The organism is Paraburkholderia ferrariae NBRC 106233, from assembly GCF_000685035.1.
GTDB lineage: Bacteria > Pseudomonadota > Gammaproteobacteria > Burkholderiales > Burkholderiaceae > Paraburkholderia > Paraburkholderia ferrariae.
The window spans coordinates 1-25181 of sequence record NZ_BAYB01000031.1 but is presented as its reverse complement, the minus strand read 5'-3'; the positions used below and the strand labels follow the sequence as shown (position 1 = coordinate 25181).

General features: G+C 63.8%; 19 protein-coding genes. 14 read left to right on the top strand and 5 right to left on the bottom strand.

Translation table 11 applies throughout. The annotated features are described in order from the left end of the window. Window positions 1-496: 496 nt before the first annotated feature. From BFE01S_RS28225 to BFE01S_RS28185, 9 genes are all read left to right on the top strand, one after another. Entirely contained in the window at window positions 497-1768 is a 1272-nt protein-coding gene (locus BFE01S_RS28225; RefSeq protein ID WP_028228390.1) for a porin, read from the top strand. 248 nt (window positions 1769-2016) lie between these two features. Then, window positions 2017-3183: a porin gene (locus BFE01S_RS28220; RefSeq protein WP_028228389.1), complete on the top strand. Its 1167-nt coding sequence runs from the start codon at window positions 2017-2019 to the stop codon at window positions 3181-3183. A 334-nt stretch (window positions 3184-3517) separates the two neighbouring features. Then, on the top strand, window positions 3518-3895 hold the full coding sequence (locus BFE01S_RS28215; protein ID WP_028228388.1) for a hypothetical protein: 378 nt from the start codon (window positions 3518-3520) through the stop codon (window positions 3893-3895). 132 nt (window positions 3896-4027) lie between these two features. After that, window positions 4028-4957, top strand: a complete 930-nt coding sequence (locus BFE01S_RS28210) for a LysR family transcriptional regulator (protein ID WP_028228387.1) — start codon at window positions 4028-4030, stop codon at window positions 4955-4957. A 45-nt stretch (window positions 4958-5002) separates the two neighbouring features. Next, window positions 5003-5677, top strand: a complete 675-nt coding sequence (locus tag BFE01S_RS28205) for a response regulator transcription factor (protein WP_028228386.1) — start codon at window positions 5003-5005, stop codon at window positions 5675-5677. Between the two features lie 196 nt (window positions 5678-5873). Further along, window positions 5874-9194: an efflux RND transporter permease subunit gene (locus BFE01S_RS40470; RefSeq protein WP_084170203.1), complete on the top strand. Its 3321-nt coding sequence runs from the start codon at window positions 5874-5876 to the stop codon at window positions 9192-9194. Next, window positions 9187-10389 carry an efflux RND transporter periplasmic adaptor subunit gene (locus tag BFE01S_RS28195; protein ID WP_028228385.1) on the top strand — a complete coding sequence of 401 codons (1203 nt, stop codon included), beginning with the start codon at window positions 9187-9189 and terminating at the stop codon, window positions 10387-10389. Before BFE01S_RS40470 ends, BFE01S_RS28195 begins: the two co-directional genes overlap by 8 nt. Further along, window positions 10382-11836: an efflux transporter outer membrane subunit gene (locus BFE01S_RS28190; protein ID WP_042338829.1), complete on the top strand. Its 1455-nt coding sequence runs from the start codon at window positions 10382-10384 to the stop codon at window positions 11834-11836. Before BFE01S_RS28195 ends, BFE01S_RS28190 begins: the two co-directional genes overlap by 8 nt. A 223-nt stretch (window positions 11837-12059) precedes the next feature. Then, window positions 12060-12335 carry a DUF4148 domain-containing protein gene (locus BFE01S_RS28185; RefSeq protein ID WP_028228383.1) on the top strand — a complete coding sequence of 92 codons (276 nt, stop codon included), beginning with the start codon at window positions 12060-12062 and terminating at the stop codon, window positions 12333-12335. Between the two features lie 171 nt (window positions 12336-12506). Here the strand turns inward: BFE01S_RS28185 and BFE01S_RS28180 are convergent, their stop codons facing one another. The 5 genes from BFE01S_RS28180 to BFE01S_RS28160 form a co-directional block, all read right to left on the bottom strand. Next, window positions 12507-13211, bottom strand: coding sequence for a winged helix-turn-helix transcriptional regulator (locus BFE01S_RS28180; protein WP_028228382.1), 705 nt, complete (start codon window positions 13209-13211; stop codon window positions 12507-12509). 21 nt (window positions 13212-13232) lie between these two features. After that, the gene (locus BFE01S_RS28175; protein WP_042338827.1) at window positions 13233-14666 is read right to left on the bottom strand and encodes a HAMP domain-containing sensor histidine kinase; all 1434 of its coding nucleotides are present in this window, start codon (window positions 14664-14666) and stop codon (window positions 13233-13235) included. A 6-nt stretch (window positions 14667-14672) separates the two neighbouring features. Then, window positions 14673-15347 carry a response regulator transcription factor gene (locus BFE01S_RS28170; RefSeq protein ID WP_028228380.1) on the bottom strand — a complete coding sequence of 225 codons (675 nt, stop codon included), beginning with the start codon at window positions 15345-15347 and terminating at the stop codon, window positions 14673-14675. Window positions 15348-15524: 177 nt separating this feature from the next. Continuing rightward, window positions 15525-16229 carry a response regulator transcription factor gene (locus BFE01S_RS28165; RefSeq protein WP_028228379.1) on the bottom strand — a complete coding sequence of 235 codons (705 nt, stop codon included), beginning with the start codon at window positions 16227-16229 and terminating at the stop codon, window positions 15525-15527. Window positions 16230-16244: 15 nt separating this feature from the next. After that, the gene (locus tag BFE01S_RS28160; RefSeq protein WP_084170201.1) at window positions 16245-17771 is read right to left on the bottom strand and encodes a sensor histidine kinase; all 1527 of its coding nucleotides are present in this window, start codon (window positions 17769-17771) and stop codon (window positions 16245-16247) included. A gap of 434 nt (window positions 17772-18205) precedes the next feature. Here BFE01S_RS28160 and BFE01S_RS28150 point away from each other — a divergent pair, with 434 nt between their 5' ends. The 5 genes from BFE01S_RS28150 to BFE01S_RS28130 form a co-directional block, all read left to right on the top strand. Next, window positions 18206-18505: a DUF4148 domain-containing protein gene (locus BFE01S_RS28150; protein ID WP_042338825.1), complete on the top strand. Its 300-nt coding sequence runs from the start codon at window positions 18206-18208 to the stop codon at window positions 18503-18505. A gap of 1519 nt (window positions 18506-20024) precedes the next feature. After that, window positions 20025-21401, top strand: a complete 1377-nt coding sequence (locus BFE01S_RS40465) for a replication initiation protein (protein ID WP_063834450.1) — start codon at window positions 20025-20027, stop codon at window positions 21399-21401. A gap of 931 nt (window positions 21402-22332) precedes the next feature. Next, a complete protein-coding gene (gene parA, locus BFE01S_RS28140) occupies window positions 22333-23019 on the top strand; it encodes a ParA family partition ATPase (RefSeq protein WP_028228376.1) in 687 nt (228 codons plus the stop codon). After that, complete coding sequence (locus BFE01S_RS28135) at window positions 23009-24055, top strand: ParB/RepB/Spo0J family partition protein (protein ID WP_028228375.1); 1047 nt, start codon at window positions 23009-23011, stop codon at window positions 24053-24055. The genes parA and BFE01S_RS28135 overlap by 11 nt, the downstream gene beginning before the upstream one ends. A gap of 512 nt (window positions 24056-24567) precedes the next feature. Then, a partial coding sequence (locus BFE01S_RS28130; RefSeq protein ID WP_028228374.1) for a pyridoxal-phosphate dependent enzyme occupies window positions 24568-25181 on the top strand: 614 nt, incomplete at its 3' end.

Below are 25181 nucleotides of genomic sequence, written 5' to 3'. Positions count from 1 at the left end.
GGCGGGAAGGCGAATTTGTGCAATGCACATCAAACCGTGCTGGTTTATTCGCAACCATCCTATACCGATGAAACGATTGTGACAACTGTCGTTACAATCGTATCGTTACTGGGGTTTGTCCCACCACCCGCCTCTACCCTCCAGCCGCTCCCGATCCCCCGCACGCCGATCCAAAGCCCTTCTCGCCGCGCTCATTGATCCGTTCATCGACTGGCCGGCCCGGTTTCATGCGCCGCCGCTATCAGCAATTGCAGAAGCCCGTATCGGCTTGATGTCGTTGTCGATGACACACAACGCAAATTCTGAAAAACAGAATTCCAGTCAATTTGTGCAGCGCACCGCTCGAACCCGCGGCTATATTTCACGTCGCCGACGGTTTGCCTACGGCACGGATGAACGAAGCACACCATTCGGGCAATTCGTGCACCGGTCCAATTAATCAATAATCCTTATTAATTACCACTACACCACACTCTGAAGGAGGAGCACCAGTCTCATGAAAAAATATTTAATCGCCGCTCTGGCTCTCGGTCCGATCGCGGGTATCGCCCATGCCGACGACGGCAACAGCGTCACGCTGTACGGCATTCTGGACGTGGCGGTCGGCGTGGTCGAACACAGCGCCAACGGAAGCCCCTATTTCCCGGCCACGGTCAACCCGGTCAGCAAGGTCAGCACGAAATTCCAGCGTCCTGTGTGGGGCATGTTCAACGGCGGCATTTCGGATTCGCGCTGGGGCATTCGCGGCAACGAGAATCTGGGCGGCGGCATGAGCGCGTTCTTCGATCTCGAATCCGGCATCAACGTGCCCTCGGGCAACCTCAACAACGCAGCGGGCTCGATTGCGGGCTCGAACAATACGGTGGGCGCCGCCTCGGCGCTCAACGGGCAGTTGTTCAACCGCGGCGCGTATGTCGGCCTCAAGCAGGATGCGTACGGCGCGCTCTCGTTTGGCCGCAGCACCACGCTCGGCTTCGACACCATCGTCAACTACGATCCCATGCTCGCGGCCCAGCTGTTCTCGCCGCTCGGCTTTTCGGGCTCGTATTCGGCGGGCGGCATCACCGAAGGCTCGCGCACGGACAACAACGTCAAGTACACGAACCACGTCGGCCCCGTGAACTTCGGCATTTCGTACAGCTTCGGCGGCGTGGCCGGCAAGTTCGGCGACGGCTCGACCTTCGGCGCGAACCTCGGCTACGAGGCCAACGGCTTCGGCCTCCAGGCCACCTGGTACGAAGCGCGCGACGCCGTTCACTCGGGCGCGCTCACGGGGGCGAACGCGGTGGGCGGCGCGGGTATCGGCACGAACGCGGGCACGCTCACGCTCGACGACGACGAAGACTTCATGATCGCCGCGAAGTACGCGTACGGCCCGTTCACGGTGAAGGGCGGCTATGAGCATTACGAACTGAAGGCCCCGACCGACCCGGTGGGCGCGGGCACGACGGTGAACTACTACGGCTACACCGGCAGCCTGGCCAACGCGGTCTACACCTCGAAGAACAACCTGTACTTCTTCGGCGGCGACTACAAGATCACGCCGGTATTCGACGTGGCGCTCGGCTTCTACGATACGCAGACGATGCAATCGACGGGTGTCGCGGGCGGCAACCAGCTGCAGTACTCGGTTCTTGCCGACTACCACCTGAGCAAGCGCACCGACGTTTATGCCGGTTATATGTTCTCGAAGTTCAACGGCGCGGCGTTCAATGGCTACCAGTCGACGAACTACATCGCGGCGGCCGGCATGCGCACGCTGTTCTAAAAAGGCGTCGCCGCAACGTGACAGGGGCGGCAAAAAAACAACGGCCTGCACGACGGATCGCTTGCAGGCCCCTCCAGCCGGGACCTGGACGGTGCATCGTTTTCTGAAAGTCTATCTTTCCGTTTTTCGAAATCGTCCGGGGACAGCCGTAAGCATAATCGCCCCTGAATTCGGCTCGCCCACGTGGCGGGCCGCAATTTCATGAAAGCTCTCACTGACAACTGCAACCTCACTATAAAGATCCGTCAATGAAAAAAATTGCTCTCGCCGCCGCTGCGCTGGCGTCTCTCGCAGCATCCGCAGCCCATGCACAAAGCAGCGTCACGCTCTACGGCTCGCTCGATACGGCTGTCGCCTACTTCAGCAACGTCGCGGGCAAGAACGGCTCGGGCCACACCTGGGGCCTCTCGTCGGGCAACGTTTCGCCGAACCTCTGGGGCCTGAAGGGCACCGAAGATCTGGGCAACGGCCTTTCGGCGATCTTCAAGATCGAAAGCGGCTTTAACATCGATAACGGCACGATGGGCCAGGGCGGCCGCATCTTCGGTCGTCAGGCGTATGTGGGCCTGAACTCGAACACGGCCGGCACGGTCACGCTGGGCCGCCAGTACGATCCGCTGATCGACCTGATCCAGCCGCTCACGAACGACGACACGTTCGGCTCCGTGTTCGCCACGCCGGGCGACATGGACAACTACGACAACAGCTACCGCACCAGCAACTCGATCAAGTACATGAGCCCGAACTACGCGGGCCTGCAGATCGGTGCGATGTACGCCTTCGGCGGCCAGGCAGGCAGCACGGGCGCCGGCCAGACGATCGCCGTCGCCGCCGCGTACAACCACGGCCCGCTCGGCCTCGGCGCAGGCTACTTCCGCGCCAACAGCGACAACGGCACGGTGGCTTCGTTCGACGGCCTCGACCCGAACAACGTCAACGTCGACTCGGCTGCGATCACGGGCGGTTTCGTGAACGCCAACTCGCTGCAGATCATCCGCGCGGCGGGCAACTACGTGTTCGGCCCGGTCACGGTCGGCCTCTCGTACAGCAATGTCGAGTACGCGAACTACCAGAGCTTCTCGGGTAGCAACAGCGACACGAAGTTCAACAACGGCCAGGCGTACCTGAACTACCAGATCACGCCGGCTGCGATCGTGGGTGTGGGCTACAACTACACGAAGGGCCACGGCAACAACGTGGACGCGAGCTATAACCAGGTCAGCCTGGGCGGCGACTACTTCCTGTCCAAGCGCACCGACATCTACGCGATCGCGGGCTACCAGAAGGCTTCGGGCAACACGATCGGCGTGAACGGCGACCTCGTGCAGGCCAACGCTTCGATGGCCGACTTCGGCAACGATTCGACCAGCGACCGCCAGACCATGGTCATGCTCGGTATGCGTCACCGCTTCTGATCCTTTGATCGACTGAGCGCCGCACACGGCGAATGTTCTGCTTCACGGCGCGGACATTCGCCGTTTTTTCATCCTGGAGAGCCGCCTCGCGCGATTTATGAAACGCGGTTCATCCAGGCTAGACTCTCCACGCAGCAACACCCCGCCTTTTTCGTCTCCCGGCCGCCCGCGCCCCGTCCCGCAAGCCATTGCACCGAAATCCATCTGCAAGTCGCGGCAGGCAGATCGTCGGTTACTAAATTAGTTTTCATCTTGAGTCAGCGGGAACTTAAAACACTGACATCGACCCGGCACCGATAATTCTTTCCAGTTTCAGGACTGCGAGGAATAACAGATGCACAAGCCGATGTCGGTCGAACTGATCAACCAATACGGTGAGCACGCGGTCTGCGTGAATGTGGATGGCAACGCCGCGCTGCTCGATGCGGCGGACCTGGACGGGCTGATCGAAGAACTCTCGAAGCTGCGCGCGCAAATGCGCCCGGCCGTGCCGGACCAGCTCTCGCGTTCGCACCAGTATGTGATCGAGGTCGATCCGAGCTGGTACACCGAACGCAATCCCATGTTCGATGGCGCCGTGGTGTTTCTGCGCCATACGGGGCTCGGCTGGGCCGGATTCGCGATTCCCACCGAAAGCATGCTGCGGCTCAAGGCCGCGATCGCGGCGCACGAAGTGGCCGCCGAGCACGAAGCACACGCCTTGCCGAACTAACCCGCAACCCAAACCGAGGCATCACGCCGCGAGCGTGACCGAAGCGACGCACAGACGTTGCGGGCCGCGCTCGCCCTGGCCCAACCCGGCCATCGAAGCCCCCAGGCATCAACCACCACGACGGACTCGCCCATGAACCAGCTCCAAGCCATGCGCGTCTTTACGCGCGTCGTCGATCTGAGCAGCTTTAGCCTTGCCGGCAAGCAGCTCGGCATGTCCGCGGCCGCAGTCACGCGCAGCGTCGGCATGCTCGAAGCGCATCTGAACATGCGCCTTCTGAATCGCTCCACACGCAGTCTTTCGCTGACCGAAGCGGGGCGGCTCTACCTGGACGGCTGCCGCGCCGTGATCGAAAAGCTCGACCAGGTGGAGTCCGAGCTCGTGCGCGCCACGCGCGACCCGAGCGGCGTGCTGCGCGTGGCGGCCCCCGCCGTGTTCGCGAATTCGGGGCTTGCCGGGCTGCTCGGCGCGTATCGCGCGTCGAATCCGCGCGTGGATTTCGACATCACTGCCTACGACACGCATATCGACATGATCGAAGGCGGCTACGACGTGTGCTTCGCCACCGACCGCCACACGGTCAACGCGTCGCTCGTGAGCCGCAAGCTCACCTCGGTGAAGGAAATCACGGTCGCTTCGCCCTCCTATCTGTCGCGCCGCGGCGCCCCGCGCACGCCCGCCGACCTCGCGCAGCACGATCTGCTCGCCGTTTCCGATTCGCCGCGCACGTGGGAGTTCTCGAACGCCGAGGGCATACAGCGCGTGAACGTGAACGGCCCGCTCACGGCGAACGGCTATGCCATGGTGCGCACGGCGGCACTCGCCGACATGGGCATCGCGCTGCTGCCGCTGCCCATCGTCGCCGACGACATCGCCCGCGGCACGCTCCTGCCCGTGCTGAACCAGTTCGACGTGAACGGCGGCATGCAGCACATCTCCATCGTCTACTCGGGCCGCAACTATCTGACCATGAAGGTGCGCAGCTTTATCGACTTCGCCGTGGAGCAGTTCCGCGCGAGCATCACGCAGAGCGCCCCGGTAACGCTGCGCGCCGTTGCCTGATGCTCCCGCTCGACCCCGTTCTCCCGTCACGAAACCTGGATGGCCATGCCCAGAATACTGACCATTGAAGACGACGCCACGACCGAGCAAAGCGTCGTTCCCACGCTCGCCTCCACCGGTTTCACCGTCGATGTCGCCCGCTCCGGGCGCGAAGGCATCGCCATGGTGATGGCCGGCGACTACGACGTGGTCGCGCTCGAGCGGCGCCTGCCCGATCTCGACGGTCTCACCATCGTCACCACCATGCGCGGCGTGGGCATCGAAACCCCCGTGCTCGTGATGAGTTCCACGACCGGCGTGGAAGAACGCATTCAGGGCCTGCGCGCCGGGTGCGACGATTACCTCACGCGGCCCTTCTCCGTCGACGAAATGTCCGCGCGCCTCGAAGCGCTCGTGCGCCGGCGCACGCGGCCCGCTTCGACGGAAACCGTGCTGCGCGTGGGGCCGCTCGAACTCGACCTCGTCAAGCGCAAGCTCACCTGCCGCGACCGGGTCTTGCGCCTGCGCCCCACCGAATTGCGCGTGCTCGAATTCATGATGCGCCACGCGGGCCAGGTCCTCACCCGCACGATGATCTTCGAAGGCGTATGGGGCGGCCGCTTCGATCCCGGCACCAATCTCGTGGACGTGCATGTCGGGCGCCTGCGCAACCGCGTGGATACGCCGGGCGAGCCCTCGCTGATCCGCACCATACGCGGCTCCGGCTACCTGCTCGGCTGACTACGCTGCCAACGACGCGCATCGATTTTCCCCACAGCGATCAGTAGTCCTTTTTAAACAAGGCGATACGCCAACTAAAAGTTGTTTCATTAAATTGGCTGCCGGACGTTACACCGCGCCGCACAAAATATCAGCGTCGGTCCTCCCAACCGCTTGACGGGAAGACCGGCGCCGATGTTCTGAACGGAGCCCCCTGATGTTGAAACTCGTCCGGCTTGCGTTGAACCGTCCGTACACGTTCATCGTACTGGCCTTGCTGATCCTGCTAGCCGGCCCGCTCGCCGCGTTACGCACACCCACCGACATCTTTCCCGATATCCGCATTCCGGTCATCAGCGTGGTCTGGAACTACGCGGGCCTGCAGCCCGACGACATGGCGGGACGGATCGTCAGCTACTACGAACGCACGCTCGGCACCACCGTCAACGACGTGGCGCACATCGAGTCGCAGTCGTTCCGCGGTTATGGCGTGGTGAAGATCTTCTTCCAGCCCAATGTCGATATCCGCACCGCCACGGCCCAGGTGACCTCGGTTTCGCAAACCGTGCTCAAGCAGATGCCGCCCGGCACGACGCCACCGCAGATCCTGAACTACAACGCCTCCACGGTGCCCGTGCTGCAACTCGCGCTCACGAGCAACACGCTCGACGAGCAGAAGCTGGCCGACTACGCCACCAACTTCATCCGGCCGCAGCTGCTTTCGGTGCCCGGCGTCGCCATCCCCACGCCGTATGGCGGCAAGGTGCGCGAGGTGCAGATCGATCTGGATCCGCAGGCACTGCAGGCGAAGAAGCTTTCCGCGCAGGACGTGGCGAATGCGCTTGCGCAGCAGAACCAGATCATCCCGGCCGGCACGCAGAAGATCGGCCGCATCGAGTACAACATCCGCCTGAACAACAGCCCGCTCACGATCGCACAGCTCAACGCCCTGCCGATCAAGACCGTGGACGGCGCCGTGATCTACATGCGCGACGTTGCTCACGTGCGCGACGGCTATCCACCGCAAACGAATATCGTGCGCGTGGACGGCCACCGCGCGGTGCTCATGAGCATCATGAAAAACGGTTCGGCGTCCACGCTCGACATCATCGCGGGCGTGAAGAGCAAGCTGCCGCGCATCGAAGCGTCGCTGCCGCCGAGCCTCAAGCTCGTCGCACTCTCCGACCAGTCGGTGTTCGTGAAGGGCGCCGTGAGCGGCGTGGCGCGCGAAGGCGTGATCGCCGCGGCGCTCACCTCGGCCATGATCCTGCTCTTTCTCGGCAGCTGGCGCTCCACGCTCATCATCGCCGCCTCCATTCCGCTTGCCGTGCTCGCTGCGATTGCGGGACTCGCCGCCTGCGGCGAAACGCTCAACGTGATGACGCTGGGCGGCCTCGCGCTCGCGGTTGGCATACTCGTGGACGACGCAACGGTCACCATCGAGAACATCAACTGGCACCTGGAACAGGGCAAGGACGTACGCAGCGCGATCATGGACGGCGCGGCGCAGATCGTCATGCCCGCGCTCGTCTCGCTGCTCTGCATCTGCATTGTGTTCGTGCCGATGCTGCTGCTCAACGGCATTGCCCGCTTCCTGTTCGTGCCGATGGCCGAGGCGGTGATCTTCGCGATGGTCGCGTCTTTCGTGCTCTCGCGTACGTTCGTGCCGATGATGGCGAGCTACCTGCTCAAGCCGCACGCTTCGCAAGGCCATGCGTCGGGCGAACTCGCTGCCGTCATGGCGCCGCACGGCGCGCATGCGCGTGCGCCCGTCTCGCGCAATCCGCTCGTGCGCTTCCAGCGCGCGTTCGAGCATCGCTTCGAGCGCATCCGCGCGGGCTACCGCGTGATCCTCGGCGCCGCGCTCACGAACCGCAAGCGCTTCATTACGGGCTTTCTTCTGATCGTCGTGCTCTCGTTCGGCCTCACGCCGTTCCTCGGCCGCAACTTCTTTCCGGGCGTGGATTCGGGCGAGATCGAAATTCACGTACGCGGACCGCTCGGCACGCGCGTGGAAGATACGGCCGACCTCTTCGATCACATCGAGGCCACGGTGCGCCAGGCGATTCCGCCCGATCAGCTTGCCAACGTGATCGACAACATCGGCCTGCCCAATAGCGGCATCAACCTCACGTACAACAACAGCGGCACGATCGGCCCGCAAGACGGCGACATCCTGATCTCGCTCGCGAAATCGCATGCGCCCACGGCCCGGTACGTGCGAGAGTTGCGCACGCAACTGCCGCGCCTCTTTCCGGGCACGACGTTCTCGTTCCTGCCCGCGGATATCGTGAGCCAGATCCTGAACTTCGGCGCGCCGGCCCCGATCGACGTGCAGGTGAGCGGCCCGAACCAGCACGCCAACCAGAAGTACGCGAACGAACTGCTGCGCCGCATGCGCACGATTCCCGGCATTGCCGATACGCGCATCCAGCAGGCCTCGACGTATCCGCAGTTCACGGTGTCCGTGGACCGCTCGCGCGCCGACGAACTCGGCATCACCGAGCAGGACGTGACCAATTCGGTGGTGGCGAGCCTCTCGGGCACGAGCCAGGTCTCGCCCACGTTCTGGCTGAATCCGAAGAACGGCGTGTCCTATCCGATCGTCGCGCAAACGCCGCAATACCGCATGACCTCGCTCTCCGATCTGGAGAACCTGCCGGTCACCGGCAAGGACGGCGGCTCGCAGATCCTGGGCGGCGTCGCAACGATCCAGCGCGGCGTGAGCGCGGCCGTGGTGTCGCACTACAACATCGAACCGCTCTTCGACATCTACGCCACCACGCAGGGCGCCGATCTCGGTTCGGTGTCCTCGCAGATCGGCAAGGTCATCAAGGCCACGGCGAAAGACGTGCCCAAGGGTTCGGTCGTCACGATGCGCGGCCAGGTGCAAACCATGAACAGCGCGTTCAGCGGCCTGCTTCTCGGCCTCGCCGGCGCGGTGCTGCTGATCTATCTGCTCATCGTCGTGAACTTCCACTCGTGGAGCGATGCGTTCGTGATCGTCACCGCGCTGCCGGCCGCGCTCGCGGGCATCGTGTGGATGCTGTTCACCACGCACACGCCGCTCTCGGTGCCCGCGCTCACGGGGGCGATTCTCTGCATGGGCGTGGCGACGGCGAACGCCATTCTGGTGGTGTCGTTTGCGCGCGAACGGCTCGCCGCCACCGGCGACGCCATGCGCGCCGCGCTCGAGGCGGGCTTCACGCGCTTTCGCCCGGTGCTGATGACGGCGCTCGCCATGATTATCGGCATGGCGCCGATGGCGCTCGGCATGGGTGACGGCGGCGAGCAGAACGCGCCGCTCGGCCGCGCCGTGATCGGCGGCCTCATCTGCGCGACCTGCGCCACGCTGCTGTTCGTGCCCGTGGTGTTCAGCCTCGTCCATCGACGCGACCGCGGCGAACGCGGCGAGCACCGCGAGCACCGCGGCGACCCGCACGGCAACCGCCCGCATCGCGACCCGCACGACGATCCGGCCACCGCTACCGCCCAACTCGAACAACTTGTCCTCGAAACGGGAGAATCCCATGTCTAACGAAGTCGAGATCTCCTCGCCGCAGCCGCTACGCCACCTGAAATCCGTCGCCGCCGCGGCGCTCCTGATCGCCGCGGGCGTCGTGTCCGGCGGCATCTTCAGCCGCGTGCACGCGCACCAGGAACTGACCGCCTGGACCGAGGCCGCCGCCATTCCGACCGTCGCCACCGTAGAGCCGCAACCGGGCCCCGCGTCACAGCCGCTCGTGCTGCCGGGGCGCCTCGCCGCCTATATCAACGCGCCGATCTACGCGCGCGTCTCGGGCTACCTGCATGCGTGGTATGCCGATATCGGCACGCAGGTAAAGGCCGGGCAACTGCTCGCCGTGATCGACACGCCGGACCTCGACCAGCAATTGCAGCAGGCGAAGGCCGATCTTCAGAACTCGATCGCCACCGAAAAGCTCGCCGCCGTCACGGCGAAGCGCTGGACCGAGATGCTCAGGCAGGAATCGGTCTCGCAGCAGGACGCCGACGAAAAAAACTCCGACCTGCTCGCGAAGCAGGCCACGGTCGATGCGAACGAGGCCAACGTGCGCCGGCTCGAAGCGCTCGAATCGTTCAAGCGCATTACGGCGCCGTTCGACGGCGTCGTCACCGCGCGCAAGACCGACGTCGGCCAGTTGATCGACGCGGGCAGCGGCAGCGGGCCGGAGCTCTTCACGGTTTCGGATGCGAAACAGCTACGCGTCTATGTGAGCGTGCCGCAAAGCGACGCGGCAGCCATCCAGCCCGGCATGAAGGCCACGCTCTCGGTGCCGGAGCGGCCCGGCGAGCAGTTCGACGCCACGCTCGTGGACACCGATCATTCGATCACGCCGGCCTCGGGCACGCTGCTCGTGCAGCTCGCCGTGGACAACAAGCAGGGCCTGCTCTTCCCCGGCGAATACACCGAGGTGCACCTTTCGATGCCAGGCAACCCGGGCGCGCTGTCCGTGCCGGCAAGCACGCTGATCTTCCGCGCGCACGGCACGCAGGTGGCCGTGGTGGACAAGAACGATCATGTGCAGTTGCGCGACGTGACCATCGGCACCGACTACGGCACGCGCGTGGAGATCGCCTCGGGGCTGCACGCAGGCGAGCGCGTGATCGACAATCCGCCCGACTCGCTTTCCAACGGCGACGTCGTGCGGCTCGCAGAAGTCTCGGTGGACGGCACGCCGCTCGCACGCAACGCGGAGCCCGCTCATGGTTAAGGCAGTGCGCATTCCCGGCGGGCTGCGCGCCATCGCGCTCGCGATGGCCACGCTGCTTTCGGCATGTTCGTTCGCACCGGTCTATCGCGTGCCCGCTACCGCCATCCCTACGCAGTTCAAGGAAGCCGGCAACTGGCAGACCGCCGAGCCCGCCGACCACCTGCCGCGCAACGGCTGGTGGCGCGTGTTCGGCGACACCCGGCTCGACCGGCTCGAACCGCAGGTGGCGAAGGCCAATCCCAACATCGCCGCCGCGCTCGCGCGTCACGACGAAGCCGATGCGCTCGTGGCGCAGGCGCGCTCGGCTCTGCTGCCCACGGTGGGCGCGGGCGTAGACGTGGAGCGCGACCGGCAGTCCGCGCTGCGTCCGCTGCGCGGTTCGGATCAGCCGAACGTGTACGGCTCGAATACGCTCGACGTGGGCATCGGCTACGACCTCGACCTGTGGGGCAAGGTGCGCAACGAAGTGCGCGCGGGCCAGGCGTCGAGCGAGGCGAGCGAGGCGGACCTCGCCTCGCTGCAACTGAGCCTGCAGGCAAAGCTCGCCATCACGTGGTTCGATCTGATCGGACTCGACCAGCAGTCGAAGCTGCTCGACGACACCATTGCCGCCTATCAGCGCGCGCTGCAATTGACCGAGAGCCGCTATCACGGCGGCATCGCTTCGCCGCTCGACGTCTCGCGCGCGCAGACGCAGCTCGCCTCCGCCCAGGCGAAGGCCGACGACGTGAAGGCGCGCCGCGCGCTCTACGAGCACGCGATCGCCACGCTTATCGGCGTGCCGGCCTCGGAGTTCGGCGTACCGCCGGACACGGCCAGCCCGCATCTGCCGAACCTGCCCGCCGGCCTGCCCTCCGCGCTGCTGGAGCGCCGCCCCGACATCGCGGCCGCGGAGCGCCGCGTGGCCGCCGCCAACGCCGAGATCGGCGTGGCGAAGGCCGCATACTTTCCCGATCTCTCGCTGGGCCTCGACGCGGGCTTCCAGAGCGACACGTTCTCGCCCTGGATCGCCGCGCCCAACGAGATGTGGTCGATCGGCCCGAGCCTGATGGCAACGATCTTCGACGGCGGCAAGCGCGCGGCGCTCGTGCGCGGCGCGCGCGCCAGGCTCGACGAGAACGGCGCGGAGTACAAGGCGACCGTGCTCAACGCGTTCCAGCAGGTGGAGGACAACCTCGCGCTGCTGCATCATCTGGGCGACGAGGCCCAGCGCGAAGACGAAGCGCTCACGGCGGCGCAACGCACGCTCACGCTTTCGATGTCGCGCTACCGTGACGGCGTGGTGAGCTATCTCGACGTCGTGACCGCGCAGACCACGGAGCTGACCACGCAGATCGACTCGCTCGAACTCGACACGCGCCGGCTCGATGCCACCGTGGGCCTCATACAGGCCATTGGCGGCGGCTGGAGCGCCCAGGCACTGGCGGCGCCCAAGGCGGCATCGTAGGCCCGCCTGGGGCCATCCAGCGCCGCCCCCGGCACACACGAGTCCCGCCTGCGCACCGCACGCGGGGCTTTCTTTTTTAACCGACTGCCCGCTGTCACATAAACACTTTTTCACGTGCCTGCTTCAGGTTCGATAGGGCCACCTGATTATTCTTTTCATACCGGGATGCGCCACACCGCATTCGCTTACCGGCCCACTCATATCGTTACTGGAGGAAAGTCACATGAAGGCTCTCGTGATCATCGCAGCACTCGCCGGTGCCGTCGCGACCCCGTCCGCATTCGCGCAAAGCGCCGGCACGGGTAGCGCGTCGCAAGCGGCGCAGCCGGCGGCCGCCACGCAGGTCGCGTCGAACGACACGGCCGCGCCTGGCGGCTGGGTGCCGCCGTATGGTCAGCCGGTCGCGCAGAAGACCCGTGCACAGGTGTATCAGGAACTCATTCAGTCGGAGCAAAGCGGTCAGCTCGCGTACCTGAATTCCACGCTGTACTCGCACTAAGCAGCCAGCAGCGGAACCTGCCGCATGCAACGCAACGGCACGCGCGAAGCGTGCCGTTTTCTTTTGGCGATCGCTATTGGCGTACACACGATAGACGGGACACGGCGCGAAAGGTAACCGGTTCCCACAAACGGTTACCATCGGCGCGCGTGCCGGCCCGCAGAGCGCGAGTCATCCAGCAGCGCCGGAAAGCGTGAGCTGATAGCCGTAGCGGCTGATGGTTTCGATGCGGGCCTCGATGGCCTCGCGTTCGAGTTTGCGGCGCAGCCGCGAGACCACGAGGTTGACGGTGGACGGATCGATTTCGTCCTTGTCGGGCCACGCATAGCGAATCATCTGGTCGCGCGGCACCGGCATGTTGGGTTGGCGCAGCAGGCATTCCACGAGCAGGTACTCGCGGCGCGTGAGTTCGGCGCGCCGCTCGCCTTCCACGATCTCGCGCGTGCCGGCGTCGAGCTGCGGGGTCGCCGAGCCCCCCTTGCCGGTTTGCGCGGGAGCGGGGGCAACCGCCACCGTGCGCAGCAGCGCGAGCATGCGCTCGTGCATTTCGATGAACGAGAACGGATAGCGAAAGCATGCGTCGGCGCCCGCGCGCAGCACCTGCGAGCGCGCATGCGCCCCGGCTTCGATGCCGAGCACGGTGAGAATGGTCGCGCCGCCCGTGGCCGCCACGAGGTCGGGAAGCAGGTCGAGGAGCGGCGTGAGCCACGCGCTCTCCAGCGCGACGACGATCACCGCATCGAACGGCTCTTCACCCGCAAGAAAAACGCCATCGCGCAGGTCGTCCGCGCGTTGCAGGCTATGGGCGCTTTCCTGCAGTGCCTTCTGCAGCCACGCGCCTTCCGCGTGGCTGGGTGAGATGAGAAGTATGCGCATGGCCTCGCGTCCGTTGGATGATCAGGCGAGCGCGCGCGGCCAGCATTCCACGCGCATGCGCGCACCGGGGCCGCCTGTGCCGTCTGCGCCGCCCATGTCGGGAGCGTCCTCGATGGTGAGTGCGAAGTCATGCACGCGCAGCACCGCCGCGACGACCGAAAGCCCGAGGCCCGAGCCCGGGAGATGGCGCACGGCGTCGCCGCGATAGAAGCGTTGCAGCACTGCGGCGCGCTCACTCGGGGCGATGCCCGGGCCGTTGTCGGCCACCTCGACGACCGGCCCCGCCCCGGTGTCGCGCAAGCTCACGCTCACGGCACCGCCGGGGGGCGCGAACTTGATCGCATTGTCGATGAGGTTGCTGAATGCCTCGAAGAGCAGCGCGCGGTCGCCGTGGATCTCGGGCGCCGGATCGATGCTCACGGCGAAGCGCACGTCGCGGCTTTCCGCGAGCGGCTCGTAGAGCTCCGCGAGATCCTGGATCAGCGGTTGAAGCTCGACGGCCGCAAAGCCGCCGCGCCGCTGCAGCGTGCCGATTTCGGAAATGCGCAGCATGGCGCGAAAGCGTTCGAGCAACTGGTCGGTTTCGGTGCGGGCGCGTTCGAGCATCGCGGCACCTTCCACGTCCGTGCTCACGCTCTCGCGCTCCGCAATGCGCGCGAGCATGGTGTGCAAATGCACGAGCGGCGTGCGCAGGTCGTGCGCGATGCCGTCGCAGGCGCCCTTCACTTCGGCCATCAGGCGCTCGACTTCGTCGAGCATGTGATTGACGAGATGCGCGAGCATGTCGATTTCATCGTGCCCGGCCACCGGCAGGCGCCGGTCCAGGTCGCCGTGCGCAATGCACTGCGTGACGCGGCGAATCTCGCGCACGCGCCGGATCTGCCGCATGCCGAGCACGAACCCGCCCGCCACCGCGGCCAGCATCGCCACCACGCCGCCCATCACGAGCGTGCGGATCACGACTTCGCGAATGCGCAGGACGGTGGTCATGTCGCGCGCCACCACGAGATGCATGCCGTTGGGCCGCACCTCGCCCATCGCACGCACGATCGGCGAAGGGCCGCCGTCCAGCAGGCGCAGATTGTGGTCGATCGTGCGGCCCTGGCGCCTGAACTGGAGACTGGGCGGCTGCTCGAACATGTCGCCGGCCAGGTACTGGCCGCTGGCCGTGAAGAGGCCGTAGTAGTTCGTATGCATGCGTTCGTGTTCGAGACGCTGATAGATCGCGCCGGGCAGGTTCTCGTCGGAAATCGAGTCGAAGTAGATGAGCTGCCACTTGAGGATCGAATCGGTGTCGTATTCGATCGAGGCATTCGCCGTCCAGGCGATGAAGCCCACGAGCGTGGTGAGCAGCACGCCAAAGAGCGCCGTATAGCCCACCAGCCAGCGAAACGTCGTGGTGTACCAGCGCCGGCCGGAACGGACAGGCGCGGCTGGGAAAGAACGGCTTTGCACGCGAAGTTACCCGAGAATGTAGCCGGAGCCGCGCACCGTCTGGATGAGCGGCGGCACGCCCGGCGGATCGATTTTCTTGCGCAGGCGCCCCATGTGCACATCGATCAGATTGGTGCCCGGGTCGAAGTGATAACCCCATACGGCTTCGAACAGCATCGTGCGCGTGATGGTCTTGCCCGCATGGCGCATCATGAATTCGAGCACGCGGTATTCGGTGGGCAGCAGGTTCACTTCCTCGCCGTCGCGGCGCACCTTGCGGGAGATCAGGTCGAGTTCGAGCGGCCCCACGCGCAGCGCGGTTTCGCGTGACACGGTCGCGGCCTGGCGGCGGCGCAGCAGCACTTCGAGGCGTGCCGTGAGTTCTTCGGGGTCGAAGGGTTTGGTGAGATAGTCGTCGCCGCCCGCGCGCAGGCCGCGCACGCGCTCGTCCACGTCGCCGAGCGCGCTCAGCATCAGCACCGGCGTCTGGATGCCCACCGTGCGCATGGCCGTGAGAATGGAGAGGCCATCGACGCCGGGCAGCATGCGATCGAGCGTGATCGCATCGTACTCGTCGCTCATCGCGCGAGCCATGCCGTCGCGGCCGTTGTCGACCCAGTCGACCTCGAAGCCGCGCTGCTTCAGTTCGCTGACAATTTCACTGGCTGTGACGGCATCGTCTTCCACCGTCAATACGCGCACCTGGCTCATCTGTCTCACACTCCGTCGCACTGCCCGCGCGACCTTTCAGGAGGCTCAAGTTTACCGTCGCGGCCTCGGGTTTCCGTGGATTCCTTTCATGAAATTAAATTTAACTTTACAGACTATGCAAGCTTTTTCTCGCGGCCGCTCTCGTGCCCGCTTATCTGAGCGGCCACGTCACGATTGCGGAGATTGTGCACCCGATTGCCCCGCTTCAGGTTCGATGTCGAGCTGATAGCCATAGCGGTTCACGGTTTCGATGGACGTTCGGGCGCCGTGCGCCTCGAATTTGCGGCGCAGCCGCGAGACGACGAGATTCACGCTGGACGGCTCGACATCGCCCTTCTCGGGCCACGCATAACGGATCAACTGCTCGCGTGCGACCGGCGCACTCGCCTGGCGCAGCAGGCATTCGACGAGCAGGTACTCGCGCGTGGTGAGCGAGACGCGCCGCGTGCCTTCGACAAGGTCGCGCGTGAGCGGATCGAGGCGCACGGGCGGCGTGGCCGCGGTGGCCTGCGTGCCGCGTTGCAGGGCCAGCATGCGCTCCTGGATCTCGAGAATGGACCAGGGCTGCACGAAGCACGCGTCGGCGCCCGCGCGCAGGAGCCGCGCGCAATCGGCAGGCGTCGCCCGCGTGAGGGCGAGGATGATGGCCGGAGCATCGGTCAGCCGCGCGCACGAGGCCAGCGCGTCGCCCAGGCCGTCGTTCACGTCCGCACCCGGCGCGCAGAGAATGACCGTATCGAACGGCTCGTGCGAGGCGAGATAGACCGCATAGTAGAGATTGTCGGCAACCTCGACGCTATTCAGGCTCTCGCTCAACGCCTTGTACAGATAGGCCCGCTCCGTGTCGGAGGAAGAGCACAGCAAGACTCTCATCGGATAGGCGTGGGGCTAGGTGTGATGCGGCCAGCAGTCGATCGTCACGGCCGTGCCCGTATGCGTGCCCTCGTGTGCGGCGCCGATGGACAGATTGAAGTCGTGCAGCCGCACGATCGCCGAGACGATGCCGAGGCCGAGGCCCGTGCCCGGCAGGTGGCGCGTGCGCTCGCTGCGGTAGTAGCGGCCGAGCACCGCGCTGCGTTCGTCGGGGGCGATGCCGGGACCGTTGTCGGCGACCACGAACTGTGGCCCGGCGGGCGCGCCAGCCTGGGCCGCCACGGTGCTCCCGCGCAGCGCCACCTCCACGCGGCCGCCTTCGGGCGCGAACTTGATCGCGTTGTCGAGCAGGTTGCTGAACGCTTCGAAGAGCAGCGCGCGGTCGGCGTGAATCGGCGGGGGCGCCGCAATCGAGGTGATCAGCGTGAGGGACTTTTCCTCGGCGAGCGGCGCATAGAGGTCGCAGAGTTCGTGCACGAGGTCCGGTAAGGATAACGAAGCGAAGCCGCTGCGCCGCTGCATCGCGCCGATCTCCGAGATGCGCAGGAGCGCCGCGAAGCGGCCGAGCACCGAGTCGGCCTCGTCGCGCGCGCCGACCAGCACCTGCGCGACGCCGGGCTCGCCGCGGCGCTCCATGGCGTCGGCGGCGGTCGAAAGACGCAGGCGCAGCCGCGTGAGCGGCGTGCGCAGGTCGTGCGCGATGCCGTCGCAGGCGCTCTTCACTTCGCCCATCAGGCGCTCGACTTCGTCGAGCATGCGGTTCACGAGGTGCGACAGCATGTCGAGTTCGTCGCGCCCGGCCACGGGCAGACGCTGGTCGAGATCGCCGCTCGCGATGCGCGCGGTCACGCGGCGGATCTCGGCCACCCGGCGGATCTGCCGCATGCTCAGCACGAGCCCCGCGCACAGGCTCGCGGCGAGGCACAGCAGGCCGCCGCCGAAGATCGCCTTCATGAGTTCGTCGTGCACGCGGCGCACGTCCGAAAGCCGGCGCGCCACCACGAGCACCGAGCCGTTCGCACGAACCTCGCCCATCACGCGCAGCGTGGGCTGCATATCGCCGATAGCGACGACGAGGGACTGGCCGCTCTTGTGCTCGTACGTGCGGCCGTAGCTGTCCAGCGCGAGGCCTTCGGGAAGCGCCTGAATATCGCCGGCGAGCCAGTGGCCGGCCCCGTCGAAGAGGCCATAGGAGTTCTGCCCGCGATCGTCGCGTTTGAGGCGCACGGCGATTGCGCCCGCAACGGCATTGTCGGAGCGCGAATCGAAATAGCGCAGTTGCCAGCGCAGGCCGCTATCCGTTTCGCGCTCCATGGCATGCGTGACCGAAAACTCGATCACGCCGAGCAGTGCCATGAACGATATCGAGAAGATTGCCGCGTAGGCCGCGAACCAGCGGAACGTGGTGGTCTGCCAGCGGTCGTGCGCGATGTCGCGCGGAGCGCTGGCCGCGTCGCGAGCAGGAGCAGGAGCAGTTGCCGCGCGCGGCGAAGCCGGGATGAACTCCCCCGTCTTGCCGGCGGCCCAGCCAGGCAGGCTCATGGCGCGCCTCGCCGTGACGTGCGGTTGGCGGCGTTGCCGCGCAGCAGGGTCTGGGGCTTCGTGGACATTCTCATGCCCGGGCCCATGCGGCCGCCAGGACAAGACGGCGACGCCCCGAAGGTGCTGACTGACATGGCGATCCCCGATGGCTATGAATGAACCGCACAACAAACGGCGGCCTGGCGGACGCGAAGCCGCGTCTATCGGGCAATCATAGTGGGAGCAAGTCCCGGCAACGGCATCATGACCATGAAGACCGGGTCATCTTCTTACCACTCGTTGACTCGAACCTGTCGATCCGAAAGCGCGCTTGCGCACGGGCCATCGTGCAACGGCAAGCCGTGAAGAATGTTTCATTCCGTTGAGCCCGCCACGATGGCGGTGCCCTCCTAAGCTGGGACGCGAATGCTTTGGTCAACCCACAGGAGGTCACCATGATCCGAAGACTGCGCTATGCGCTCTTTCCCCTGCTCTGCGCGGTAAGCGTGAGCGCTTTCGCCAGCCCGCATCTCACGCCGGAACAATGTCATGCGTATCCGTTCGTGCCGCTGCACCACACGGTCACGCACGCGGAACTCATGCAGGAGCTGGGCGAGCTGACGGCGGTCGGCTACCAGCCCTACGCCGACGACGACGAATACCCCACGGATATCCAGACGGCCGAGCAAAAGCTTCACGCCGAATATCAGCGCGATTGCCTGCCGCATCAGACGGCTGCCGCGCCTCACGGGTAACCTTGCCGGTGGCGTGGTGGGACCCGTCGCTGGGGATCGCATGGTGAGGTGGCGCAAGGTCACCGCATCGATCGGATGGAAGGATTCCACCGATGAGGGTTCTCTCCCGGACTCCCATGTTTGGTGACCTGAGTCAGGTAACCGGATATGGGATAAGGGGACCTGTGGTGGGTTAGCTCGACGATTCGCTGGAAATCGACTTCCTTGAAGTTTGCGGTAACGTCGGTCGATTTTCGCGGCGGAGGCGGGGTAACAGAAGCCTGGCCGGTCGGTACCGGCGCCAATAGCTCCCACAAAGCGGTACCTTTGACCAGTCCCGTCTCCCATATTCGGCGCCCTTTCCGGTAATTTTTCCGATTCTTCATAGAGTTAGAGACGAAATTCCATGTGAATTCTTGGAAATTCCTTGGTTAGTCCGACCGTCAGGAAGGCAGCCCACAGCCGCGCGGGGCCTTAGGTAGCGGGCAATGGGAGGTTCTGAGGTTGGTGACCACTTACTTGTCTATAGGGTCCCGGTTTTGGGAAACGTCTTTCTCTCCGAACACCGGTTTCAGTGTTTACCTCAAACGCTTTAACAACTTTAGTAAACCTTTAGGCGGCTCAAAGCCTTGCCAGATAAGGCTTTGCGGGCGATTTGGTTGCGTGTTATGGGATTGCGGGTACCTTGTATGGGAGTTCGGGATTGTGGATATGGGAACTCGGTAGCCAGCGATGGGGTTTCGGGGTTGTGGATATGGGAGAAAGGTGTCGGTCTATGGTGGAAATACCCCGGAGACCCAAAGGTAGCGCGCTATGGGATGCCGCTTGGGTCACCGGATATGGGGCGCTGGAAGGACATTGGCGCGGGAATCGGCATGCAGGGAGGGGCGCTTGGGTATCCGGTTATGGGACATCGGTGAGGTAACCGTTTATGGTGTCCTGGCCACTGCCCTTCTTGAGGTTGCCTGGTCCGCACAGACTGGTATCCTTTGCTACCCGGAGTCTGGCGAGGGGATCGGCCGTAATGGGTATCCGGTTATGGGATCGCGTAAAGGTGGCAAGTTATGGGAGATCTGGTCAGGCCGTAGGCGGCTTTTCGCTGGATTCGTTCCCTCAACAGGTCGCCACTTATGGGGAATCTCGGAGGTAACCTGCAGTGGGAGATAGCGCTCGTGCGGAGCGGGTCGCCCTGTGGACAACTCGGCAAGGTCTCTTTATCCCATAGATGGATACCTTTGATCGAGGTGTGCCCCAGTGAGTACTCACTTCCACTACTGAGGTCGCTAGATATGGGACTTTCTGGCGATCCGGAATACTCAAAGGTCCCATGTTATGGGATGCGTCAAGACAGCCTGCGGACGGCTTCCACACGGCTTTGAACGGCGCCGTTGGCCGATGAGAGGCTGCTGCCCCACTGCGCTGTCAACTGTTTCCTGTCCCGGCTGTCGTGCCGGGACACGGACCCGAACGCGGCCTTGAGTCACCAGGTCGCTTGGTATACAGTTACCAACCGATCAGGTTCCCTTACACCGTGGGTCATATGGCAAGAAAGAAGGCCGATGCCGGCGATGCCGACAAGCAAGGCGCACTCATATTTCAGCAAGGCCAGCCGCCTGATCTCTTCCGCAAGGCCGTCCCGGCGATTCACATCGCGCCGAAGTCCGGGTCGATCAGCCTGCAGCAGCGCAAGATGTTCAGTTCGCTGATCAAGAACGCCATCCGTCAGGATTCGCTCGAACCGGGCCGCTCGTCGTTCGAGATCACCATTTCCGCCCTCTCGCAGGACGTCGATCTGAACAGCAACAACACCGAGTACGTCAAAGAGACGATCAACTCGCTGATCAGCACGGTCGTCAACTGGGACTACCTCACTCAGGACAAGCGCAGTATCTGGAAAGCGTCCGGTCTGCTCGCGGGTGCGGAGCTCGAGCGCTCGGTATTGCGCTACACCTTTTCCGAGCAGATTCGCGGCGAGCTGCTGAACCCCGAGATCTACGCGATGATCGATATGCGGATCACTCGGCAGTTCAGGAAAGCGCACTCGCTCGCGCTGTGGGAGAACGTCGTGCGTTACGAGGCGGTGGGCATGACCGCGCGTTTTCCGCTTGCGACGCTGCGCGACCTGATTCTCGGCCAGGACACCTCGGCGCAATCGTACAAGCTCTACAAGCAGTTCAAGAGCCGCGTGCTCGTGCCTTGCATCAAGGAGGTGAACGAGATATCGGACCATCTCTTCGAACTGATCGAGCACAAGGTGGGCCGCTCGGTCGTCTCCCTGCAGTTCCGCGTCACGCGCAAGCCGGAGACCGATCCCTCGCAGGAACTGCGCGCGAACGAAACCGTGCTGATTGGCGAGATGGCGAAGTTCAGCGTTCCGGTTTCCGAGGCGCGCCGTCTGCTCAAGCAATACGGCGAAGAGAAGATCCGCACTGCGGTGGCGTACACGGCCGCACGCGTCGCGCAGAAGAATGCCGCGCCGCTCGCGAATGTGGCGGCATATTTCCGCAAGGCGCTGATGCAGGGCTACCAGTTGCCCGGGGCCAATGCGGCAGTGGGCGCGGCGGCGGAAACAGCCAAGGCGCGCGAAAGCCAGGACCAGGTCAAGGATCGCTATATCGCCGCGAAGATTACCGAGGCGCGCTCCTACTTCAACGAACTCGAGTACGACGACCAGACGGCGCTCATCAAGCGGTACAACGAAACCGTCGGCATGGACAAGTTGAAGGTGTCCACGGCGAAGGTGCCTTCGAAGATGGCATCGACGAACTTCTTCCGCTGGGTGGTGCTGGATACCTGGGGACAGCCGACGGCTGCCGATCTGCTCGAGTTTCTGCTCAACGGGCAACAGGGTGAGGCTGTAGTGGATGCTTCGTCGGTTGTCGATGTCGAACTGGCGTTGAAGACGCGTTCCGAATGAGTTTTGGCGGGGTTGGCGCCCCGCTGGGAATTCTGAGGTGGCTGAGGCGCGGCCAGCTTGGGATTTTCGTTTATTTTGCCGATTATTTTGATCTAGGGTTATTTGTCTAGCCCGTCCTTGTTTGAGGTTGGTGATGGGAATGCCGGCCTTGCCCTCCTCTCTTCGCTCTCACCCGGGGTGGTTACTAGCTACGGGATCTCTTCGGGGCGAGCTCACTACACTGCACATCGGCCAGATCTCTGTAGCAATCTCCACGTGGAGATTCTGAATAGTGATCGATTCCGGCCGGGGCAATCACTGTCTCTGATGAGGCTCCAGGAAGAGCGGCTAAGTGCTTCATCGATGTTTGATTCGATGTACGTGCTGATCTTATCGCCGTGGGTGGTCCCGGATAAGCCAATCAAAAAACTTTGCAGACTCTCCACGTGGAGATTGGCTGTACACCTTGGCGGCATTGAGTTGGCTACGGCACCACGATCTCCACGTGGAGAGTTTCCGCTAACTCCCACTGAGCTCTCAATATCTCACAGCGCCTTGCGTATCTGATCTCATTTCCCCCGAAGCGTTTTGTTCTCAACTCTCTGGGAACATTCCGCCAATCAAGAGGCAGATTCACGTCTTGCGCCCTTAAACCGGAACTAAGCGATTGGATAATTGCACATATCAACACACCCACGCGAGCAGACACGCGATCTCCACGTGGAGAGTGCACGATACCCAATCGATTGCCTCTCCACCTCACCGGATCATCCCGGAAGCTCCTTCAAATCCTTATCCAAATGGCCAAAAGGTTGTGAGCAGGCAACGAATCTGGGAAGAAACCTAGAATTTACTTTAAGTTCCCGTTAGACTTCGATTTGCTTCGCTGGAGTCTCCACGTGGAGAGTGCACAGAGACATCTCAGCGCCTGGAACATTTGATGGAGAGCCGAATGGGACTGGTAATCGCCGTAGCGAACCAAAAGGGCGGCGTGGGTAAAACCACGACTACGATGAATCTGGCTGGGGCGTTTCAGTCCGAGGGGTACAAGGTCTATGTCGCCGACGCCGACGGCCAGCAATCCTGCATGAGTTGGTGTGCGGCTGCCGGTCCGGAAACCCCTCTGCCATTCCGCGTTGGCAGCATACACAAGCTCGAAAAAATGATCGGCCCTGAAATCGCAGCGCTCGCCGATGACTACGATGTCGTGATCGTCGATTGCCCGCCGAACATCAACGACCTGACCACCGCTCGTGTGCTCGCCGTTGCCGATGCCACAGTTATTCCCACCGATGCCTCTCCGATCGATATCTGGAGTAGCGAAGGCATGATGGAACTGGTCGAGCGTACGCGCGTGGCCAATCCTGCGGGAAAATTCGCGATTTTGCTAAATAAATCGAATTCGAAAACGCTCCTGCACACCCAGATGAGCGCCATCCTGGCCGAGAGCAATGTCCGCGTATTCTCCGCAACGGTCAAACAGCGCGAGCTCTATCGGCAGACCGCCGCACTGGGGCGCACCGTTTTCGACGTTCGTGGCGTGCGAGGCACCAAAGTCGCCAAGGACGAAATCAACGCCGTGTACAACGAAATCATCGCGCTCGTTCAGGAAGAAGAGGAGATTGCAGATGGCCGCTAAGCTCAATTTCACCAGCAAGGTTCGTGCGGGAATGGCGGCGGAGCGTGTCTCCGCAGGCGAGCGACTCGCTGAAGCCGATGTCGTCAATATCGCCCAGCGCGACGCCGGTGCGCTCGCCGAGGCGGTGAATGCGAATGCGGCCGTCGAGGTCGATGCCGCCAATCAACCGGACGTGGGCAGTACGCCGGCGCTGTCGCATACGCTCAGGCAGATTGCCGTCGAGGACGTCGTTTCGAATCCTTATAACCCGCGCGCGTTCTACAGCGCGGAAACGATCGACGAACTGGCCGAGAGCTTCGAAAAGCAAGGGCAGATCACGCCGATTCTGGTTACGCGTCTCGCTGAATTCCCCGGCAAGTACGTGATCGTGGATGGCGAGCGGCGTATTCGCGCGGCTCGCTCACGCGGCGACAAGACGATTGAAGCCGACATCCGCGAGGGGCTCGACAACCAGAATCTCTATCTGCGCGCCTATCACGCCAACAAGGAGCGCGAAGAGCAGACGGTATTCGACGACGCCCTCGCGTGGAAGAAGCTGCTGGACGATCGGGTCTACGTCGATCAGGTGGAACTGGGCGTGGCGGTGGGGGAGGACCCCAAGCACATCAGCAAGGTGATCTCGCTGACTTCGCTGCCGCCGTTTCTGCTTCAGCGCATGGCGCAGAATCGCGACGACGTGGGCCTCGGGCACGCGTACAACATCAAGCTGATTTTCGACCGCGCCGGGGCAACGGTGGCCGAGCATTGGCTGCAGCAGGTGGTCGAGGGCAAGGCCAGCGTCCGCAAGCTGGAGGCGGCTGCGTCCGCAGAGGCTGGCGCGCGCCGCATTGGGCCGCGCCGCACGCATTACCAGTCGCGCGTGCAGTTCAATCGTCGCGACGGCGTTGCACTCGGTGAACTGAAGCTGTTTGGCGACGGCCGCGCGGAACTGAGCCTCAAGGGTATCGCAGCGGCTGACCAGCAGCGGCTTGCGGAGCGGATGAAGGCGATGGTTGAGCAGTGGGCATCAGAGATCGATACGCCCGACGCCGCGTGATATGGAACGCCGCGGCGGAGTAGGGCCGCGGTACCCATGTACCGGTTTGAGGTGCCGGCAAGCCGCTGCGATACCGAGGATCGAAACCGTGAAACATGGTTCCGAGCTTGGCAAAGCGAAGTTAACTCATAAAAATCAATAGATTGTGTCGTATTTCCTAGAATGTTTCACGAATCGGCGTAGGTCGGATCATGGTGAGACGTCTTTCAAGTGAAGAATCGGGCGCGATCTCCCTCAATTGAGCACGGCCAGATAAAAACGTGTCGTTTAATACGTAAATAAACGTATTCGATACGATTCGCCCCGACCGATAAGGATTGACAACCTCCCGCAGTCCAGGCGATGCTCTTGTCCATGAACTGCCGCCACCTCCCGATTGCACTGATTATTAGCACCATTCATCGAATGGTGGGTTAGTGCACGTCTGACAGCAGCGACAATAACCCGCCCCACGAGGCGGGTTTTTTTGTGTCCGCCTCCTGGCCAAAGCAAAAATGAGCACAGGAGCCTTCATGTCCGCCCAACCCAGCCTCGCCGTTGTCGAAGCCGAGACCGGAACCCGCACCACCGGCCGCTACGACTACCTCAAAAGAATCCTCACCGCCCGCGTGTACGACGTGGCCCGCGAAACCGAGCTGGAGCGCGCGCCCAATCTCTCCGCGCGCCTTGCCAACGCGGTGTGGCTCAAGCGCGAGGACAACCAGCCGGTGTTCTCCTTCAAGCTGCGCGGCGCCTACAACAAGATGGCCCAGCTCACCCCCGCGCAGCTCGAGCGCGGCGTGATTACCGCCTCCGCGGGCAACCACGCCCAGGGCGTGGCCCTCTCGGCGGCGAGGCTGGGCGTGAAGGCGGTGATCTGCGTGCCCGTCACCACGCCCCAGGTGAAGGTCGATGCGGTGCGCACCCACGGCGGCCCGACCGTCGAGGTAGTGCAGGCGGGCGAGTCCTACAGCGACACCTACGCCCACGCCCTGCGCCTGCAGGACGAGCGCGGCCTGACCTTCGTGCACCCGTTCGACGACCCGGACGTGATCGCCGGCCAGGGCACGGTCGCCATGGAGATCCTGAGCCAGCATCAGGCCCCGATCCACGCGATCTTCGTGCCGATCGGCGGCGGCGGCCTGGC